General features: G+C 35.9%; 20 protein-coding genes. 9 read left to right on the forward strand and 11 right to left on the reverse strand.

Going from position 1 to position 19,163, the window contains the following annotated elements; genetic code table 11:
• Positions 1–57: 57 nt before the first annotated feature.
• From ACM9HF_RS13205 to cyaY, 8 genes are all read right to left on the reverse strand, one after another.
• Positions 58–699 carry a GNAT family N-acetyltransferase gene (locus ACM9HF_RS13205; RefSeq protein WP_473609291.1) on the reverse strand — a complete coding sequence of 214 codons (642 nt, stop codon included), beginning with the start codon at positions 697–699 and terminating at the stop codon, positions 58–60.
• A gap of 235 nt (positions 700–934) precedes the next feature.
• Positions 935–2,554 (reverse strand): PH domain-containing protein, encoded by a 1,620-nt coding sequence (locus ACM9HF_RS13210; RefSeq protein WP_473609294.1) that lies wholly within the window; start codon positions 2,552–2,554, stop codon positions 935–937.
• Positions 2,547–3,092, reverse strand: a complete 546-nt coding sequence (locus tag ACM9HF_RS13215) for a PH domain-containing protein (RefSeq protein ID WP_473609299.1) — start codon at positions 3,090–3,092, stop codon at positions 2,547–2,549. Before ACM9HF_RS13215 ends, ACM9HF_RS13210 begins: the two co-directional genes overlap by 8 nt.
• A 148-nt stretch (positions 3,093–3,240) precedes the next feature.
• A complete protein-coding gene (locus tag ACM9HF_RS13220; protein ID WP_473609302.1) occupies positions 3,241–4,425 on the reverse strand; it encodes a heme biosynthesis HemY N-terminal domain-containing protein in 1,185 nt (394 codons plus the stop codon).
• Positions 4,425–5,993 (reverse strand): uroporphyrinogen-III C-methyltransferase, encoded by a 1,569-nt coding sequence (locus ACM9HF_RS13225; RefSeq protein ID WP_473609307.1) that lies wholly within the window; start codon positions 5,991–5,993, stop codon positions 4,425–4,427. The genes ACM9HF_RS13220 and ACM9HF_RS13225 overlap by 1 nt, the downstream gene beginning before the upstream one ends.
• A 1-nt stretch (position 5,994) precedes the next feature.
• Complete coding sequence (locus tag ACM9HF_RS13230) at positions 5,995–6,750, reverse strand: uroporphyrinogen-III synthase (RefSeq protein ID WP_473609311.1); 756 nt, start codon at positions 6,748–6,750, stop codon at positions 5,995–5,997.
• Complete coding sequence (hemC, locus tag ACM9HF_RS13235; RefSeq protein WP_473609315.1) at positions 6,737–7,681, reverse strand: hydroxymethylbilane synthase; 945 nt, start codon at positions 7,679–7,681, stop codon at positions 6,737–6,739. Before hemC ends, ACM9HF_RS13230 begins: the two co-directional genes overlap by 14 nt.
• 124 nt (positions 7,682–7,805) lie before the next feature.
• The gene (gene cyaY, locus ACM9HF_RS13240) at positions 7,806–8,126 is read right to left on the reverse strand and encodes an iron donor protein CyaY (RefSeq protein ID WP_473609318.1); all 321 of its coding nucleotides are present in this window, start codon (positions 8,124–8,126) and stop codon (positions 7,806–7,808) included.
• 102 nt (positions 8,127–8,228) lie between these two features.
• On the opposite strand from cyaY, the gene lptM reads away from it, so the two are divergent.
• From lptM to uvrD, 6 genes are read left to right on the forward strand one after another with little or no spacing between them, the layout of a single operon-like run.
• The gene (gene lptM, locus ACM9HF_RS13245; RefSeq protein WP_473609322.1) at positions 8,229–8,375 is read left to right on the forward strand and encodes an LPS translocon maturation chaperone LptM; all 147 of its coding nucleotides are present in this window, start codon (positions 8,229–8,231) and stop codon (positions 8,373–8,375) included.
• A gap of 43 nt (positions 8,376–8,418) precedes the next feature.
• Entirely contained in the window at positions 8,419–9,663 is a 1,245-nt protein-coding gene (lysA, locus tag ACM9HF_RS13250) for a diaminopimelate decarboxylase (protein WP_473609326.1), read from the forward strand.
• Positions 9,664–9,714: 51 nt separating this feature from the next.
• Entirely contained in the window at positions 9,715–10,545 is an 831-nt protein-coding gene (gene dapF / locus ACM9HF_RS13255; RefSeq protein ID WP_473609330.1) for a diaminopimelate epimerase, read from the forward strand.
• Entirely contained in the window at positions 10,542–11,270 is a 729-nt protein-coding gene (locus tag ACM9HF_RS13260) for a DUF484 family protein (protein WP_473609333.1), read from the forward strand. Before dapF ends, ACM9HF_RS13260 begins: the two co-directional genes overlap by 4 nt.
• Entirely contained in the window at positions 11,270–12,016 is a 747-nt protein-coding gene (locus ACM9HF_RS13265) for an HAD-IA family hydrolase (protein ID WP_473609336.1), read from the forward strand. The genes ACM9HF_RS13260 and ACM9HF_RS13265 overlap by 1 nt, the downstream gene beginning before the upstream one ends.
• 44 nt (positions 12,017–12,060) lie before the next feature.
• On the forward strand, positions 12,061–14,235 hold the full coding sequence (gene uvrD, locus ACM9HF_RS13270) for a DNA helicase II (RefSeq protein ID WP_473609339.1): 2,175 nt from the start codon (positions 12,061–12,063) through the stop codon (positions 14,233–14,235).
• A 56-nt stretch (positions 14,236–14,291) separates the two neighbouring features.
• Here uvrD and ACM9HF_RS13275 read toward each other — a convergent pair whose 3' ends face one another.
• Positions 14,292–14,747: a thioesterase family protein gene (locus tag ACM9HF_RS13275; RefSeq protein WP_473609343.1), complete on the reverse strand. Its 456-nt coding sequence runs from the start codon at positions 14,745–14,747 to the stop codon at positions 14,292–14,294.
• A 129-nt stretch (positions 14,748–14,876) separates the two neighbouring features.
• Here ACM9HF_RS13275 and recQ point away from each other — a divergent pair, with 129 nt between their 5' ends.
• Positions 14,877–16,688, forward strand: coding sequence for a DNA helicase RecQ (gene recQ, locus ACM9HF_RS13280; RefSeq protein WP_473618306.1), 1,812 nt, complete (start codon positions 14,877–14,879; stop codon positions 16,686–16,688).
• A gap of 52 nt (positions 16,689–16,740) precedes the next feature.
• Here recQ and ACM9HF_RS13285 read toward each other — a convergent pair whose 3' ends face one another.
• Positions 16,741–17,040 (reverse strand): c-type cytochrome, encoded by a 300-nt coding sequence (locus tag ACM9HF_RS13285; protein WP_473609346.1) that lies wholly within the window; start codon positions 17,038–17,040, stop codon positions 16,741–16,743.
• 157 nt (positions 17,041–17,197) lie between these two features.
• Between ACM9HF_RS13285 and ACM9HF_RS13290 the strand changes: the two genes are divergently transcribed.
• Both ACM9HF_RS13290 and ACM9HF_RS13295 read left to right on the forward strand, forming a co-directional pair.
• Positions 17,198–17,512 carry a DUF3630 family protein gene (locus ACM9HF_RS13290; RefSeq protein WP_473609350.1) on the forward strand — a complete coding sequence of 105 codons (315 nt, stop codon included), beginning with the start codon at positions 17,198–17,200 and terminating at the stop codon, positions 17,510–17,512.
• Positions 17,513–17,514: 2 nt separating this feature from the next.
• The gene (locus ACM9HF_RS13295) at positions 17,515–17,988 is read left to right on the forward strand and encodes a 2-thiouracil desulfurase family protein (protein ID WP_473609354.1); all 474 of its coding nucleotides are present in this window, start codon (positions 17,515–17,517) and stop codon (positions 17,986–17,988) included.
• An 8-nt stretch (positions 17,989–17,996) separates the two neighbouring features.
• On the opposite strand, the gene ACM9HF_RS13300 is transcribed toward ACM9HF_RS13295, so the two are convergent.
• Complete coding sequence (locus ACM9HF_RS13300) at positions 17,997–18,968, reverse strand: GGDEF domain-containing protein (RefSeq protein WP_473609358.1); 972 nt, start codon at positions 18,966–18,968, stop codon at positions 17,997–17,999.
• Positions 18,969–19,163: the final 195 nt, after the last annotated feature.

Consider the following 19,163-nt stretch of genomic DNA (forward strand, 5'->3'; position numbering starts at 1 on the left):
ATAAAATTATTTTACGATCTATTTATAGCTTTTTAACATGAGTGTTATTGTTAAAATTTATGCTGAAACCGTAGCTTGAATGGTCGCAGGGCTAGCAATAAATAATTCGAAAGGTAATGGCTCAGCTAATAAGCTTTCGTCTATTTCTACCTGCATAAAACCACTTGCTGTAAAAAATGCTTTTAGCTCTTCGTTTGCTATAGCTTCATTTTCAAGTGCTAGTTTTGTGTAATATTGCGTGTTTTCTTCACCATTACAAAACTCTAAATCAACAAATAAGTTCATCGCCATACTCATAACATTTAACGATTGAACTTTAGGGTAATGTAGAGCAATTTCATTCAATAAATACTTTGCTACACCTTGTTTTCTATAAGCCGGCTGTACACTTATTGCTTCAATCATAATATGTGTTTTTGCGTTAGTATCTGGCTTAACTAAAAGTTTTTCGCAATATTCTGCTATTAAATTTTGTTTTTTAAAATAAACACCTAATGGTAATTCCCAATCAGTAGCTTCTTGCTCATCAAGCATTGCAAAGCTTTTATCAGCATCGCGATGCTTATTAAGGGTTATAAGCTCTATTTCCGCTTTTGCGATCACATCGCCAGCGTCATTACTTACATTAATTTCTTGCGACAACTGCCAATCGTACGCGCCTTTTACCGTTGGTTTTTTAAAGGTTATTGATAAATTCATATGTGTTTAGCTAACATAAACGTTTTACGAAATGCTCGCTACCTTGATGGTCAAATGACGATTTTTAATAAGATGGTGCGTATTTTATGGGGTTTTCATTAGAATTCATACTGAATTAACGTAAAATGAAATTGAACAATTTATAAAAGGATTAATAATAGTAGATAAAGCCCCTCCAGCGTATTCATTTTTAAATCCACACTCATAAACAAATACGTTAACACCTATTTAGTCATTACATCCAAGATCTTCGACTTTCTTCTACTTGATATAAAAGCTCGTTGGTCATGTTATAACCTTGTTGTTCATTGATATACGGAATATTTACCGCACCTGATGCTAATACGATAGATAACGAACAAAGTTGGTGGCGTTTCATAAACACACTTTGAATAAATTTAGTCTGTTGTACTTTGTAGATAGGAAAGCAACAATAGTCGACGCCTAAAACTCCTTTACGCACATATAGAAAATATTTGTCTTGTGCATAACCCCAACGATACCAACGACAAAAGACTAATCCGCTCAATATTAAGTACGCTGGCACCAAATAATTTAGCAATGTGAACTTCCCTGTAGTAGCGGCGAAAAACGATAGCACTATAAACAATGGCGTTAAAATATAGCCGATATTGCGTAACAAAAATCGCTTACTAATACGCGTATAACTTAATGTTTCCATGGTATTATCAGGAAACACATCATTGATCAGCGTTTGGCATTCATCCGCAGTAATCGACGGCACCATAATTTTATTATTTAAGCCCCCAGGTTGAAAGTTTTGCCCGATCACATTGTTTTGTTCAAAGGTTAGATTAATACGATTAAGCAGTATGTCTAACCAATCTTGTTGCCTATACACCATTTGCAAGCGGGGTAATTTCATTGTTACTTCGTGCTTAGTTAATAACCCACTACGTCGAATATATCTGTCGCCTACTTTGCTCAAGGTGTAATTATAAAAAGTAATGATGGAACCCATGATTGAAAGCAGTACAATCGGTAATAAAATTAAAAAGGAAAGTGTTAGCGCCCATAAACTAATTTGCCACCAAGACTTATCTGCAAAAGTTAGCAGCTGCTCTATATCAATCCCTAAATTCTGAAAAAAGTTATCAACATAACGCCCTATATCATCTAAAAAAGGTGCTAAGCCCCCTAAAAATATCCATACTCTATTATTGGTTATTCCATGAATAATAAGGTCTTTGAGGGAACGCGTGTTTAATATGGTTTCATCTTGAGTGTCGTTTTCAACTATTTGTTCATTACTTTGCTCTACGTTTATTTCTGTAGGTTGAATATCATTTTGATCATGTGTGGTTAAAATTTCTTTTTTTAAAGCTTCGGCAAACGAGAGTTTTAATGCAACAATTTTAGCTTCCTGCTGGGCAGAGCCTGCGGTATCAAGTTCCAAGCAAGTGTAACCAAAAGGGCGGTAATAAATGGGTTGAACAAGTTTTACGTTTTGAATACGAGTAAAAGGTAAGTTGATATGCTTTTTAGAAAAAACACCTGATCGAATTTCAATATGTTCGTTAGCTAAACGGTATTGAAAAAAGTAAAAATTTAAAAATACAATCAAGCCAATAAAAATAACCACACCCAATAATGCAGGTAACCATATCCAAGGGGTATTAATAATATGCTTATAGCCAAAAATAACGGCTGGAATTAAAAAGAATAAATTACTGAAAAAGACATAAAGCAATTTTACGAAAAAATAACACATGGCAATAGGAGCAAGCCTTTGCCACGTTTGGGTTAAATTGTCATTAACGATATTATCTTTACCTTGTGATAACTCTGTATCTTTTTGCTTGTCTTGTTCAGGCGAACTTTCAATATTATCCATGATGAACAACATCTTTATGATCAAGTATAAATTGTCTAATAGACTCTGCAGTATCGACTTCTAATCCCGGAATTTCAAAAGTATGTGTCGCACCGCCAGCGCTAAATACCTGTATTTTAACCAATCCAAGTTTACGGTCTATAGGCCCACGCTTTAGCTCAACATGTTGAATACGTAATATAGGTTGGGTAACTGCTTTTTTAAATATAAGGCCTGATATGTAACTTAAATCTTGGTTTCTTAATGCGTAAAATTTTCGTTTATCAGCAAAAAAACCAAAGATAGTTTTACCTAAAAATATGAGTGCTAATATCACGCAAATAATTGGGACCGTTTTTACGGCGTTAGGAGATATAGGCATAAAACTTTGAACATGAACAAACAAGGCAATAATAAGCGCGAGTAGGATTAAAAGTATATTAATACCTAAATTAGCCATACGGTGCTTACTGGATATAGCAACAAGCTTAAGTTGTTCAATTTGAGGTAAAGATTGAACATTCACTTCATTGTTTTCAAAAGATATTTCATCTTCCACTCTACTTTCCTTAATGTTGCTTTAGGTTCAATTATTATATTTTTATCATACTACGATGACTATTAATAAGGGAATATGCACACCAGTAAATCAGATACAAAAAAGGCCAGTAATATACTGACCTTTCAATAACATCTGTAAGCGTTGATTAATGCAACCTAGCGTAAACCTGTGCTGCTTTTTCAAACTGCTCACGTTGTTGTAATATTTTAGCAAAAGCAATCAAGTCGACTTTGTCGTATTGAATCTCACCCAAGTTAACTAAGCTATTAAACGCTTTTTCGGCCATATCCCATTGTTTACTTGAAACGGCTAAATGAGCTAAACAACTTAACCATAAGCCATTTTGTGGATCTTTGTGTAAATGCTTTTGCACTACAGCAATAAGTTCATCCGCTGCTCTTAACGGTAAGCTGCGCATTTGTTGTAAAAAGGTTTTATCTGTTCCTTTTTTAACAACAGGCAGTAATATTTTATTTAATGGTTGTATTATATTTTGCTCTGCAAGTACTTTACAATAAGCCATAACAACAACTTCACGCTGTTTGACTTTACTTGGTAAGTTGTTCCAGTAACGAGAAAGTTCTTCCGCATTTTTTTCAAGAACTAGCTGGTTAAACGCCCCGTAAAAAGCTGTTTCTTCCCATTGTGTAATGGTTTGTTCTGTTATTGTTTTTTGCTTACGAGCCAGCACTAAAGATTCAACAGCAGCAATAAAACGTTTTTCAATTAACATTAAGTTGATGTCTAATGAGAGCAAACGAGCGTCGTGACCAATAAATTTATGATGTTCATCAATTAAAGCACGTGCTTTTTCAAAATCATTTTGTTCAATGTGCAATTTTATAGTCACAAGTACTGACTCTAAATTACCATTTTTGACATTGTTACCAATACTGTCTAATAACCCCAAATAGTGTTGCGTATTCGAACGTAATGCTTGTTTAGATGCAGCAGATGAGGCAAGTAAATATCCAACACGTTGTTGTTGAGCGGGTTCTGCACTTTTAGCAAATAAATGCTCAGCTTGTACGTAATCTTCTAAAATGTAGGCCGCTACTGCTTTTTCAAAATCTTTAACTCCACGACGTTTACTCGCAAAGGCCAATTTATTCCATGTACCTAAGCTGAACCTAAAACCCCCTCGTAAAAGAATAAAGAGTAAGATAAGAATAAGAAAAACAAATAAGATCCAAAACATTGCCGTGTACATAGTAAGTTCGTAAATCATGCCACCCATAGCAATAGAGATGTAGCCAGGATCGTCAATTAACATTGGCGCAAACGCGATAAAGGTAAAAAATATTAATAACAGAACACCGAGTTTTTTCATTACGCTGCCTCGCTTACTTTAGCTGCTTGTTCAGCGCTTTTTTCTATAACTTCGTCTTGTATATTTTTAGGTGAGTTATCGATAGTTTTAGGACTTTCTACGTTATTAGATTTAACTTCAGGTTGAATGTTTTTTTCTACATCTTTAATTTTTTCATTTACGTTTTCTTTTGTTTCATCAATCGTTTCTATCACTTCTTTTTTTAGTGACTTAACAGGCGGTTTAACCGACTGTTGATCCGCCAATACTTGTCTAATGGCTTTTAAAGAAACAAATTTATGATTTGTATTTACGGAAATTATTTTCCCTTTTAAGCTTTCGATTGACTCGATAAAGGCTTTGTTTTTTACATCATTTAAATCAAAGTATTGCGTTAACCACGCTTGCGCATCGTTTAACGATTTAATAAATATGTCATGCTTACCTTTACTTACGGCCCACTGTGCTACTTGTAGTTTAAGGTTTAAATTTTCTTTTAAATGCTGACGTTGCTCTGCAGGTAAAATAGGCTCTAATTCACCCACCTTGCTGTGTACTACAACAAACGTCTGCATGAATCTATCCCACGTTTTCGCCATATTTTCGCGCCAGTCAGATACATTTTCTGATAATGTAAAGCGGTCTGTATTTTCAGCTTCTCGAGCAACAGTCAAGGTAATTAAAGGTAACGACTGTACCTGTTCGCCTAACGCCATTAACGACAAAATGGTTTGTTCTGTTTCAAGCTTAGGTATTAATTTTAATGCTTCAATATCTTGATAAATAAGCTGACGAATAGGTAATATTTGAGGATCATTTAATTCAGTAATACGTGCATCAGCATCTTGTAATAAACCAATTGCTGCGGTTGTGTCTTTTTCTAACCATAAGGTACGGGCAGCAATTCGCACTAAGTATTCAGCTTCATGTACTAACCAATCGGTTGGTTGATTTTCACTAAACTTTTCAACCATTTGATTAAGCTTTTCAATATTTTCTTGTGTTTCTTGTTTCATGTTATTAGCTGAATCAGTAAATTGCATCGCAAGATTTTTTTCTTGAGCTTGCAAGGTTTTCATTATTTTTTCTTGCGCTAATAGATTGCTTTTCGCTGTATCACTTTTAACTTGTTGTAACTGAGAAATAATTTCTGTTTGCTGTTGAACATGCCAAAAATAAAGTAACACAACACCCACTACGGCAATTAAACCAATAAGAAAAGATAAAATAGCCAGTTTAGATATTTTTGATGGCGCTTCTGAGCGAGATTCTGGTTTCATAGTTTGTTTTGCTTGTTCTGAGGAAGATTTAGGTGATGGTGTTTTTGTTACTGTCTTTTTATCACTTACTGGCGGTTCAATCGCTTTGTCTGCTGAACCTTTGCTATCAGCTTTATCAATTTTGGTTTCTGATTCACTGCTTTTGATAGCGTCGGTGCTATTAGACATATTAACCGATACTTTAGTTTGAGGTACATTTGAAGATGAACTGTCAGCAGACTTTTGAGCAGATTTAGTAATAGTATTCGCCTTGCTGGCAGATTCTTTTGCATTATCACTATTTTTAGACGTTGGCTTATCGGTCATCATCTTATTCCATGTTATTTGTTACATCAGATGTTATTACTTTAGAAATAGCATTATCGTTAGCGCCGTTAGCATTAATTACATGCCGAAAACCTAAGGCCTTTGCATTTTGTGCAATACGCTCACTTGCTACCACCCAATAACAAGCGGTTTGCCAATATCCATCTGATCGATTAATTAATTGTACTATGTTTTGTAATATAGCGTCACTAGTTATCACCATACAATTAATATGGTGATTTCGCCAATGTTGTTCGATATTGCTGGGTAATTGTCGCCAAATGCGTTGATACGCTTCAAAATAGGTTACATTCGCGTTTCTAGCTTTAAGAGAGTCAGCCAAATGTTCACGTCCGCCATCTCCTCGTACAATAATGATGTCTTGGCCGGTAATATTTTGTAGTTCAGCGAAAGCCAGTAAACCTTCGCTAGTTTGAATTGTAGGAGATTTTGCTTCTACATTAATTGCTTTTAATGCTTGTGCGGTTGCAGTACCTACGGCAAAAAATTGTCGAGCAGGCCAAGATGACAGGGTATAAAGTTTATTTGCATAAGTAACGGCTGAAACACTAATAAAAATAACAATGGGCTGTTGAACTTGCCTTAATAGTTTGTGTAGTGTTTCTTGATTATCGTTACCTTGGTAATCAAACATAGGCTGACAAAGTGAATTGACACCAAGTTTGTCTAGCTTGTTAGCTAACACTCGCCCTTCATTTTCAGGACGAGTGATCAGTACATTAACGTTATTGATCGGCATATACCTGTTGTAATATTTTATCAGCACCTTGCGCTAATAATTTTTGCGCTAATGTATTACCTAACGTTTCAGCTTGTTCAATAGGACCGCGGATCTCGCTATGTAATATTGTGCTGCCATCAACAGCCCCAACTAAACCACGTAAATAAAGCACGGGTTCAGATGAGTTTTGCTCTAAAACAGCATAGCTCCCAATAGGTACTTGGCAACCACCTTCTAACGCTCTATTCATTGATCTTTCAGCGAGTACTCGAATACGCGTTTCTTTACATTCAAGTGGAGCAAGTAGCGCTTTAATCTTTTCGTCATCAGTTCTACATTCAATACCTACAGCACCTTGGCCATTAGCAGGTAGCATAAGTTCTGGCGCTATATATTCTTTTATGCGCTCTGGCATTTCTAATCTGATCAAGCCAGCTGCGGCAAGTATTATTGCGTCGTACTCACCATCATCTAATTTTTTCAAACGTGTATTCACGTTACCGCGTAAGTCTCTGATCACTAAATCAGGACGCATTGCTTTAATTTGACACTGTCGACGTAAACTTGAAGTACCGACAATAGCGCCAGCAGGTAACGATTCGAAATTGGTGATAGTATTTGAAACAAAAGCATCACGTGGATCTTCTCGTGGGCAAATAACTTCTAAACCAAGTCCTTCAGGAAATTCTACCGGAACATCTTTCATTGAGTGAACAGCAATATCAGCACGATCTTCTAACATAGCCACTTCAAGTTCTTTTACAAACAAGCCCTTACCACCGACTTTAGCTAAAGGTGTATCTAAAATAATGTCACCTTTGGTGGTCATAGGCACAAGTTCAACGGTAATATTTTCATGAAACTTTTCAAGTTGTGCTTTTACATACTCTGCTTGCCATAAAGCTAAGGCACTTTTGCGAGTTGCGATGCGTACAATATTATTGTTCATAGTTTGTTGCCTGATTTTTATATTTTGATGATCGTACTTATTTAATGTATATCTCCGTTACCAATCAAGGTGCATATTTCAGAGCATCTTGAATGGTTACGGATATGGATACCCCGAATTGAGGTTAATTAGCTTGTAATGAAATTTTAGCTTCAGCTTGCACGCTAACGGCTTCTGAAATAAATTGCCAAAATTCATCTCCACCGCGTTTATCTATCCATTGATCGTTTTCAAAATGAAAGTGATGACCATTAAATTTAGTGGCAACCCAAATTTCATGTAAAGGAGCTTGCTTATTAATGATAATTTTAGTGGTATTTTTAAATGTTAACGTGAGTAAACCACCAAAACCTTCATAATCAATATCGTGACCGCAATCTTCAATAGACTCTTCTACAGCCAGTAATAAATCTTCTGCTGCAATATTATATTCACTATCGTTCATTTATTGTCCTTTATACCTAATTTGGTAAATTATTTAAGATCGCTGTTATACCAATCTGATTATAAAACGTCTATCATGGGAAAAAAATCGAATTAATCAAATATGTGTAAACAAATTTCAATTATTTTGGTCTGTATTATCTCTTTGGTGGCAATTACGGGGTGCGGTATAAAAGGCCCTTTGTATCAAACACCATTAGAAAAGGTTGATCCTAATCCTCCTGAAAAGACCGAAATGAGTCAACAATAAAACAAATTTAAATATTAGCACTAGTAGAAGGTAGGAAACACCGGTGGACTTTTTTAATCGTAAAAATACATCTTTATATGCTGAAGACAGCAAAGTAACTGACATTGCAAATGCACATGGCACACCTTTATATATATATTCAAGAGCCACCATTGAAAGACATTGGAAAGCATTTGATAACGCCGCTGGTAGTCGTCCACACATTGTATGCTATGCCGTAAAAGCAAACAGTAACCTTGCCGTATTAAATGTAATGGCTCGATTAGGTTCAGGTTTTGATATTGTATCAAAAGGTGAATTAGCACGTGTTTTAGAAGCGGGCGGGGATCCTAAAAAAGTGGTATTTTCTGGTGTTGGTAAAACCTCTGATGAAATAGCGTACGCACTTGATAAAGGTATTTACTGTTTTAACGTTGAATCAGGCGCTGAGCTTGATCGCATTCAAAACGTAGCAAAATCACTCAATGTTGTTGCCCCAATTTCTTTACGTGTAAATCCAGACGTAGATGCCGGTACTCACCCTTATATTTCTACCGGATTAAAAGACAATAAGTTTGGTATTAATATTGATGATGCTGAAGCGTTTTACGTTTATGCGTCTAAGTTATCAAACATTGCAGTAAAAGGCGTTGATTGTCATATTGGTTCTCAAATCACAGAAGTTGCACCTTTTCTCGATGCATTAGATCGTGTATTAGCGCTAGTAGATAAATTAGCGGCGAAAGACATCAACTTATCGCATATTGATGTAGGTGGTGGATTAGGTGTTTGTTACGACGACGAAAAACCACCACATCCAGAACAATACGCAAAAGCCATTGCCGATAAATTAGAAGGTCGTGAAATAACGCTAATATTTGAACCGGGTCGCGCTATTATGGCGAATGCCGGCATATTAGTTACTGAAGTTGAGTTTTTAAAATCAAACGAAGAGTTAAATTTCGCTATTGTCGATGCAGCAATGAATGACTTAATCAGACCGTCATTATACTCAGCATGGCAAGCGATTATTCCTGTTGAACAAAGAGATACACCAACGAAAACTTATGACATAGTGGGTCCTATTTGTGAAACAGGTGATTTCTTAGGTAAAAAACGTGAGCTAGCGATTGAAGCAGGCGATTTACTCGCTATACGTTCATCAGGTGCTTATGGTTTTACCATGAGCTCTAACTACAACAGTCGACCTCGTGTGGCTGAAATTATGGTAGACGGTGAAGACGTTCATGTGGTCCGTAAACGCGAAACAATAGAACAACTTTGGCAAGGCGAATCATTGCTTCCTTAAGCATAAACAGTTCATTGAAAAAACAGAATTAGTAATGAGAATAATAAGTAAATGCTTGTAAATTTTTCAAAAATGCATGGTTTAGGTAACGATTTTTTAGTACTAGACAACGTTACCCAAAATGTTTATTTGTCGAACGAACAAATAAAACAACTTGCCGATCGTAACTTTGGTGTAGGCTTCGACCAACTTTTGGTTGTAGAGCCTCCTTACGACCCCGATTTAGACTTTCACTACCGTATATACAATGCAGATGGTAGTGAAGTAGGTCAATGTGGGAATGGCGCACGTTGTTTTGCTCGGTTTGTTAGATTAAAAAACTTAACCAATAAAAACAAAATTAAGGTTTCAACTCAATCAGGCAAAATGACCCTGTTTGTTGAACGCGACGGAAACGTTACGGTAAGCATGCCAGTACCACAATTTGAGCCAAACAAAATACCTTTTACGGCTCAAAAAGCTGAAGGCACTTATATTTTACGCTGCGACGACGAAACTGTTTTATGTGGTGCTGTTTCTATGGGTAACCCTCATTGTGTGATCACAGTTGATTCAGTTAAAGATGCTCCACTTGAAACATTAGGTAAAGCCCTTTCAGTTCATGAACGTTTTCCTGAAGACGTTAATGTAGGTTTTATGGAAGTGGTTTCACCTGAGTTTATAAAACTACGCGTTTATGAACGTGGTGCCGCAGAAACATTAGCCTGTGGCAGCGGCGCATGTGCAGCCGTAGTGATTGGACAAACACAAAAAAAATTAGCAAAAGAAGTTACTGTAGAATTACCCGGAGGCCAATTAAAAATATTTTGGAAAGGCCCGGGTAACCCTGTAAAAATGACAGGTCCTGCGGTTCATGTTTTTGATGGACAATTACATTTATGAGTTCAGATAAGAGTTCAAGCACTAATAATAAAATAACTAAGGCTAATTTAATGCAATCTGCAGAACTAATACTTTCAGATGATATTGTGGTGAGTTATTTACAAGACAATCCTGAAATTTTCGCACGACATCCTGAGTTATTAACCAGCATACGCCTTGCTGATCATCAACGAGGAACCGTTTCTTTAGTTGAGCGCCAGCAACAACAACTGAGATTAAAAATTCATTCGTTAGAAGATGAAATTACACAATTAATGTCTATTGCGAATAACAACGAGCAGCTGTTTTCATTGTATAGCGACTTATACCTTCGCTTACTTGATTGCACCTCGGCGAATGAATTACTGGATTGTTTATTTCAAGCAACGACAGAACTCTTATCGTTATCAAATTTAAAATTATGGTTAGCAAAACCAATAGCAGTTGAGCACCACAGCTTAATTAAAAATGACTGTGGCGGTATTATTCAAAATAGGCTAGGTAAAGACGACTACTATTTTGGACGCTTGCAGCAAAGCGAACAAGAACTCGTGTTTTCACAAGCAACTGAAGGTTCTGTAGTACTTGTGAAGTTAGAACACCAGAATGAAGTGTTAGGATTTTTAGCTATTAGCAGTGCTGATGCTGAACATTTTGATCCTAGAATGGACACATTGTTACTAAGCCAATTTAAAAAGCTAGTAGCCAAACTACTTAAGCAACATTTAACCTTTAAAGAAGTTTAATGAAATTTTATCGTCGACTAGCCCCTTTTAAAGCCATAAGTTTTGATTTAGACGATACGCTATATAGCAATCATCCCATCATGCAGGTAACAGGTAGTGCTATGGTTGCTTATTTTCAAAAAGAGTTACCTAAATTACTTGAAAATACTACCGATATACAAGCTGAGTACGACATCAATTTTTGGTCGCCATACAAAAATAAAGCCATCGCTTTTAACGCAGAGCTAACACACGATGTTTCAGCCTTAAGAATTGAAAGCTACTATTTGGGGTTGATTGATTTAGGTATAGCGAAAAAACAAGCTCGTCAAGCAGCAGAAAAAGCGTTAGCACATTTTGATTTTCACCGAAGCAACTTTAGCGTACCTAACAACATACATAACTTATTATCTGCACTTACTAAAAAATGGCCCTTAATTGCCATCAGTAATGGTAATGTAAACACCCATACTATTGAACTTAATCAATATTTTAGTGCGGTATATCATGCAGGTGGGCAAAGTTCAGGTAAGCAAAATAGACAAAAGCCGTGTTCAGATATGTTTGATAATGCTTGTAATCATTTAAACATACATCCTTCTGAGCTTTTGCATATAGGTGATTGTGGAAAGGCTGATATTTTAGGCGGTATATTAGCTGGCTGCCAAACCGCTTGGGTATCTAGTTTTAATGTAGGTAAACCTTTATCTATTTTGCCTCATCTTGAATTATCTGATGTAGAAGAACTACATCAATTTTTATTATAAAAAGCCTTACGCTTTTTTAACTTTATCAATAATTTGGTTTATCTATGGATGTTTCTCAATTACTCGACTCGTTAAACGAAAAACAGCGTGACGTTGTCGCTGCTCCGCTACAAAATATGCTGGTACTCGCGGGAGCTGGTAGTGGAAAAACGCGTGTACTCGTACAACGTATTGCTTGGCTTATGCAAGTTGAAAACGCATCGTCTCATAGTATTTTAGCGGTAACCTTTACCAATAAAGCCGCAGCCGAAATGCGCGCTAGAGTAGAACAAACGGTTGGTGGTAATACCCATGGTATGTGGATAGGTACTTTCCATGGTTTAGCTCACCGCTTATTGCGCATGCATTTTCAAGAAGCAAATTTACCGCAAACTTTTCAAGTGTTAGATTCTGACGATCAATTAAGATTAGTTAAACGTATTGTTCGTTCACTCAATATTGATGAAAAAAGATACCCACCTAAACAATTACAATGGTATATCAACGGCAAGAAAGATGAAGGTATTCGTCCCCAACACATTGAAGTGTACGACGATCCTACAGAGCAAACCTTTGTAAAAGTATACAAAGGCTATCAAGATGCTTGTAACTTATCAGGTTTAGTTGATTTTGCTGAATTATTACTAAGAGCTCACGAGCTTTGGCTTAACAACCCTGTATTATTAGAACATTACCAACAACGTTTTAAACACATTTTGGTAGACGAATTTCAAGATACTAACAGTATTCAATATGCTTGGTTAAATATTTTAGGTAAAACATCAAGTAAAGTGATGATAGTCGGTGATGATGATCAATCTATTTATGGCTGGCGTGGTGCAAAAATTGAAAACATTGAACGTTTTTTAAAAGACTTTGATAACGCTCAAACCATCAAACTTGAACAAAACTACCGCTCGACCGCTAATATACTAAATGCAGCCAACCAACTCATTTCAAATAACAACAATCGCTTAGGTAAAGACCTGTGGACTGAAGACGAGTCAGGCGAAAAAATATCTATTTATACTGCCTTTAACGAAATAGATGAAGCTCGCTTTATTGCAGGCAGAATTAAAGATTGGCAAAAAGAAAATGGGTCATTAAGCGATGTAGCCATTTTATATCGAAGTAACGCACAATCGCGTTTACTCGAGGAAGCCTTACTGCAAGGTGGTTTACCATACAGAATTTATGGTGGCCAACGTTTCTTCGAACGACAAGAAATTAAAGACGCACTTGCCTATATGCGGTTAATTAATAATAGAGACGATGATGCTGCTTTTGAGCGTATTATTAATACACCTACGCGAGGTATTGGTAATCAAAGTATTTCACTAATACGAGATGCCGCTAGAAGCCTGAATGTTACCTTATGGCAAGCTTGCCAACATATGATCAACAATCAAGATCTCAAAGGTAGAAGTGCAAAAGTTATTACTCACTTTGTTGAGCTTATTAATCAACTTGAAGATGACTCATGTAATTTAAATTTAGACCAACAAGCTAATTTTGTTATAAAAAATAGTGGTCTAAAAGCTATGTATCAAGCCGAAAAAGGCGAACGAGCAGAAGCACGAATTGAAAACTTAAATGAGCTAGTCACCGCTTGCCAAACCTTTGAAGTTGATCCTGAATTAGAAGAAGAGCAAACAAAACTGACTTCTTTTTTAACTCACGCAGCACTTGAATCAGGCGAATCTCAAGCTGATGAATATGAGTCAGCAGTGCAATTAATGACTATGCATTCAGCTAAAGGATTAGAATTTCCATTAGTGTTTATTGCCGGCTTAGAAGAAGGCATGTTTCCTTCTCAACAATCGGTTGAAGAAATAGGGCGCTTAGAAGAAGAAAGACGCTTATGTTACGTCGGTATGACTCGCGCTATGCAGAAGTTATACTTATGTCATGCAGAAAGCCGACGTTTATATGGTCAAGAAAAGTATCACAAACCGAGCCGATTCTTAAGAGAATTACCTAACGAATGTACAGAAGAAATACGCTTGCAAAATCAAGTATCTCGACCAGCAAGTACAGGTAAATTTTCAAACACCTTTACCACTGAAACCTTCGACAACACAGGATTTTCATTAGGCCAGTCTGTTATGCACGCAAAATTTGGTGAAGGTGTTGTACTTAACTATGAAGGTTCAGGTGCGCAAAGCCGTATACAAGTTAACTTTGCTGATGTAGGTAGTAAATGGTTAGTTGTCGCTTACGCAAATTTACAAGCGCTTTAAGTGAATATCAGCTTCGTATTAAGTTTATCTCTATTTATACCCGAAGCTGATATAGCTCAACCCACCATGTAAGTTCCGGTGCCAAACGCTATATGTTCACCTTTTTCATTATGCATTTCCATTCTAGCTACCGCGACTTTTGTACCACCTCTAATAATACGAGCAGTCACAATAAATTCTTTTCCTCTACCCGGTATCAAGTAGTCAGTTCTTAAATCAATAGTACCCAATTTACTTAAGCTGTCATGTACCATTTCAGGAGAGGTTAATTCTAACCCATCAAGAATATTAGCTGCAGCTACAACGCCTCCAGCTAAATCTAAAGCTGCCGCAGTAACGCCGCCATGCAAGATTTTTTGAATAGGATTACCAATGAGTTTATCTTGCCATAAAAATCTTACTTCCGATTGCTTACTATCAAACTGAGTAATATTAAGACCCAATAATTGATTAAAAGGCATTTTTTCATTCCAAAACTCTATTACTTGTAAAGCTATTGTTTTATTAACCATAAACTCATCTGACCTCTTGGTTTGTTATTTAGATTAGCAAATAAATCATGACGGAACAAAATAATTCTCTACCATTGGCTCCAGCTGCGTTAAAATACAATTCTTATCATTACACTGAAGAATAATGTTATCAACAACGCTGAACCGAGCATATCAACCTCTGTACTACTCGATACGTTAAAACATAATTTTGGTTATCAATCTTTTCGTCAAGGACAGGAAGATATTATCCAACAACTGTTTATGGGTAGAGATAGCCTTGTTTTAATGCCAACAGGTGGCGGAAAATCCATGTGCTACCAGTTACCAGCAATTTTATTACCCGGTGTAACTATTGTCATATCGCCTTTAATCGCCTTAATGAAAGATCAAGTTGATAGCTTAACGCTACAAGGAATTTCAGCCGCTTATATTAATTCAAGCTTAGATCAAACAACAATAACCCAAACAATGCAGGCTTTATATCAAGGAAAAATAAAACTCTTATACATAGCTCCTGAACGGTTAAATAGTTACTATTTTAGACAAGAGTTAATGCAACTTAACATTAGTTTATTTGCCATTGATGAAGCCCACTGTATTTCACAATGGGGACACGATTTTCGACCTGCCTACACAAAATTAAATACCATTAAACAAAGCTTCCCTTATGTGCCGGTTATGGCACTTACTGCAACAGCAGATGTAACTACACGAAAAGATATATTGGCTCAATTAGATTTAGTTAACCCTTATATTCATCTTGATAGTTTTGATCGTCCTAACATTCGCTTAACCATGGCCGAAAAGTATAACGGCGAACAACAGTTACTGGGCTATATCAAAAAACGACGTGATGAATGTGGCATTATTTATTGTAATAGCCGTTGGCAAGTTGAAAAAATTTCAAAGTATTTAGGTAATTCAGGTATTAATTGTGCGGCTTACCATGCAGGCATGGAAGTTGAAATAAGAAATACCGTCCAAGACTCTTTCGCTAAAGATAATATTCAAGTCGTTGTTGCCACCATAGCTTTTGGTTTAGGGATTAACAAATCAAACATCCGTTATGTTATTCATTTTGAACCACCTAAAACGCTAGAATCTTATTATCAAGAAATAGGTCGAGCTGGACGAGATGGGTTAGAAGCAGAAGCCTTGTTTTTGTATGACGCTAAAGACGTAGAACGCATCAAAAAGCGCATTAGTGAAGGCGAAAACGAACAAAGAGTCAATGTAGAGCTACAACGCTTTCAAGCCATGATTGGCTTCTTTGATGCTCAAACCTGCAGAAGACAAGTCGTTTTGAACTACTTTGCTGAATATACACAAAAACGCTGTGGAAACTGTGATATTTGTTTAGATCCTCCCAGTTTATTTGACGCTTCTATAGAGGCTCAAAAAGTACTTTCATGTGTTTATCGTATTCAACAGCAGGGCGATATAGAACATGTAATTGATGTATTAAGAGGTGAACACACGCTAGCCATTAAACAAAAACAACATGATCAAGTTTCCACCTTTGGTATAGGACAAGAAAAAGCACCTGGTTATTGGTTTTCAATTGTTAGGCAACTTATTCATTTAGGTTTTTTACAACAAGATATATCTCAACAATCAGCCCTTTGTTTAACTGAAGCATCAAGATCCGTATTAAAAGCTGAAGAACCACTTATGCTCGCTTCGCCAAGACTACAAAAAGCAAGTTATTGGAAAAGAGATAAACCTAATCAAACATACGACAGAGTATTGTTTGCTAAATTACGTTCACTGAGAAAAGAGATTGCCGACGCTGAAGATATTGCTCCTTTCATTGTATTTAGTGATGCTACACTCTCAGAATTAGCCAAAGCTAAACCTCTTAATTCTAGAGATATGCTAGCAATAAGTGGTATTGGTGATACTAAATTAGCAAGGTATGGCCAGCCATTTTTAGAACTGATCCAACAGCACAATAATTAGGATATAAAAAAAGCGCCAGAAGGCGCTTTTCATATTAATTGGTACACAAAGCTTATTTTAAACTTGCGTAGTATGCTGCAACGTTTTCAATATCAGCATCAGATAAACCCATAGCCATCGGAGCCATAACAGGATCTTTACGGTTGCCCGATTTAAAATCTTTTAATTGCTTAGCGATATAGGCTTCTTTTTGCCCAGCTAGGTTAGGGTACATAGGAACAGCAGAAACCCCCATAGCTCCGTGACAAGCTGCACACATAGCAGTTTTCGATTTACCAGCAGCAATATCACCCGCAAAGACAGGAGATGCCATTAGTGCTGTTAATGCAACAGCTATAGTCAATTTTTTCATATATTTATCTCTCTAAACTTAAGTATGTTGATATTATTACTTAGACTACATTGATTATAGAAAAAAATATATCGATTATCTTAAGTTTTTTAGAGTAAGATCTTTGTCAATATTGAATTTATCTATTTTAACCCTACAAAAATGAGGGATTTAATCAATGACTATTGCTCAAACTCTTAAAATATCGTCTGTTGAATTGGTTAATCAAGCCAGTTTGCAAATTACTTTTGTTGAGAGTTGGTATCAAGAAGATATCCCTCTATTAACCTCTTTAGTATTAAACTTTCTAAAAGATCATTATCTTATTGAAACAACACAAGGAGCTGATCGAGAATACACACGTTTTAAATGGCAAAATGATTATTTTTTGCTAAATTTTGAATGTTATAGTGAGTCATGCTGGATTGAAAACGAAACGACACCTAATATCCCATTATTAAACTTAATAAAAGAAAATATAGAAGCACGTTAACGATGGAAAAAATATTTATTAGTGCCTGTTTTATGGGCGAAAATGTTAGGTACGATGGAGGCCATCAAAGTTTAACTCATCAATCTATTGAAAAATGGAAAAAAGAAAATAGATTAATCAGTGGTTGCCCCGAATGTTTAGGAGGACTTCCTGTACCAAGAGAGCCTGCAGAAATTCAGCAAAAAGACCAAAAAATCATTACTATTCAAGGTGTAGATGTAACCGATAATTTTCATGATGGCGCATTAAAAACGCTATCTGTATGTCTGAAAAATAATATCAAATTCGCTTTATTAAAAGAATCTAGTCCTTCTTGCGGTAGCAATACTATTTATAATGGGGAGTTTTCTAATACCAAAATTATGGGGCAAGGGGTTACCACTCAACTTTTAACAAAACACAATATTACCGTATTTTCAGAAAAAACACTCGATGCATTAATAGATGCAATCAATGATAGCGAAACCTACTTTTAATAGCTGAATTAAGTACTAATGGAATTTCGAGTTTTATCGATAACAGCATTAACATTTTGAGAAACATTAAATTTATTAACACCTACTGAAATAGTCATTTGCGGTAAACGAACACCTGACTTACTGCTAATAAAGCGTAATTTACCAACACCTTCCCTGATTTTTTCACCAATTTCGTAGGCTATTTGGCTATCAACTTCGGGAAGTAAAACTAAAAACTCATCTCCACCGGTTCTAACAGGTAAACCGCTACCATCAACATAGCTTTCAATTTTATTGGCTATTTTTGAAAGTAAAACATCACCTATAAGTGTGCCAAAGCGTTGTGTTATTAGGCTATATTGGTCAACATTAATAACAATTGCAGCAACACTTTTATTCGGATCTTCTTTATACCAAGCTTCAATATGTTTCGACATGGCTTTACGATTATGTAAACCGGTAAGTGGATCTAAATATATCTCTTTTCTAACGTCCTCAAGCTCTGCTTGTAACTGATTACTATGTTGCTGTACTTTTTGTAATCGCTCTATTAAGCGCTGTTGTTGTGTTTTAAATTTGATAGTTGCTTTAGTTAAGTTGCTACAGGCGTGGGTTACCTTTTCCTTATTTCCTGATTTCAAATCATTTAAATTAGTATCTAATTCAGAAATAAAGCTATCTACAGAAGTTGCTGAGTCGTTTGCATTAGTCTGCACTAAGTCTATCAAACTGCCAAATTCAGCAAGCATGTCATCTCTAAATTTACTCTGCCCCAAAATAAATTGTTGATACACAGCTTCCATGTAAAAATTATCTAATTTTTTTCCTGTAGAGAGCTGATATTTGATGGCAGCAGAAAGAGCTTTATTCGTTTGCGCAACAAATTCATAACTAACAGCATAGTTTATAGGTGTAGCCGCTAAGTACCAAAGTTGTAACTGCTTTATTGCTTGCGACAATATGATATCTGCTTGTTTAATGGAATCCTGGTATTTCATTTCAGACCTTTTTATTATTCCAATGTTTGTACTCTTATTTTATAAATAGGAGTGCAAACATATTCTTGAGCATAAACAGAAAAAGTACCACTATTAATTCAATATATTTATAAAAATCCTTAAAAACGATAGAAAGATCGCGAAACTTATCGATAAAGACAATAGCTTAAACAAGTCATATTGCGTATTTAAATT

It is taken from the genome of Colwellia sp. RE-S-Sl-9, assembly GCF_048296855.1.
Classification (GTDB): domain Bacteria; phylum Pseudomonadota; class Gammaproteobacteria; order Enterobacterales; family Alteromonadaceae; genus Pseudocolwellia.

Excerpts from the sequence above, each read along its gene's own strand:
- ACM9HF_RS13205 (WP_473609291.1), bottom strand. The coding sequence starts at position 699 with ATGAATTTATCAATAACCTTTAAAAAACCAACGGTAAAAGGCGCGTAC.
- ACM9HF_RS13210 (WP_473609294.1), bottom strand. The coding sequence starts at position 2,554 with ATGGATAATATTGAAAGTTCGCCTGAACAAGACAAGCAAAAAGATACA.
- ACM9HF_RS13220 (WP_473609302.1), bottom strand. The coding sequence starts at position 4,425 with ATGAAAAAACTCGGTGTTCTGTTATTAATATTTTTTACCTTTATCGCG.
- ACM9HF_RS13225 (WP_473609307.1), bottom strand. The coding sequence starts at position 5,993 with ATGATGACCGATAAGCCAACGTCTAAAAATAGTGATAATGCAAAAGAA.
- ACM9HF_RS13230 (WP_473609311.1), bottom strand. The coding sequence starts at position 6,750 with ATGCCGATCAATAACGTTAATGTACTGATCACTCGTCCTGAAAATGAA.
- hemC (WP_473609315.1), bottom strand. The coding sequence starts at position 7,681 with ATGAACAATAATATTGTACGCATCGCAACTCGCAAAAGTGCCTTAGCT.
- cyaY (WP_473609318.1), bottom strand. The coding sequence starts at position 8,126 with ATGAACGATAGTGAATATAATATTGCAGCAGAAGATTTATTACTGGCT.
- lptM (WP_473609322.1), top strand. The coding sequence starts at position 8,229 with ATGTGTAAACAAATTTCAATTATTTTGGTCTGTATTATCTCTTTGGTG.
- dapF (WP_473609330.1), top strand. The coding sequence starts at position 9,715 with ATGCTTGTAAATTTTTCAAAAATGCATGGTTTAGGTAACGATTTTTTA.
- ACM9HF_RS13260 (WP_473609333.1), top strand. The coding sequence starts at position 10,542 with ATGAGTTCAGATAAGAGTTCAAGCACTAATAATAAAATAACTAAGGCT.
- ACM9HF_RS13265 (WP_473609336.1), top strand. The coding sequence starts at position 11,270 with ATGAAATTTTATCGTCGACTAGCCCCTTTTAAAGCCATAAGTTTTGAT.
- uvrD (WP_473609339.1), top strand. The coding sequence starts at position 12,061 with ATGGATGTTTCTCAATTACTCGACTCGTTAAACGAAAAACAGCGTGAC.
- ACM9HF_RS13275 (WP_473609343.1), bottom strand. The coding sequence starts at position 14,747 with ATGGTTAATAAAACAATAGCTTTACAAGTAATAGAGTTTTGGAATGAA.
- ACM9HF_RS13285 (WP_473609346.1), bottom strand. The coding sequence starts at position 17,040 with ATGAAAAAATTGACTATAGCTGTTGCATTAACAGCACTAATGGCATCT.
- ACM9HF_RS13290 (WP_473609350.1), top strand. The coding sequence starts at position 17,198 with ATGACTATTGCTCAAACTCTTAAAATATCGTCTGTTGAATTGGTTAAT.
- ACM9HF_RS13295 (WP_473609354.1), top strand. The coding sequence starts at position 17,515 with ATGGAAAAAATATTTATTAGTGCCTGTTTTATGGGCGAAAATGTTAGG.
- ACM9HF_RS13300 (WP_473609358.1), bottom strand. The coding sequence starts at position 18,968 with ATGAAATACCAGGATTCCATTAAACAAGCAGATATCATATTGTCGCAA.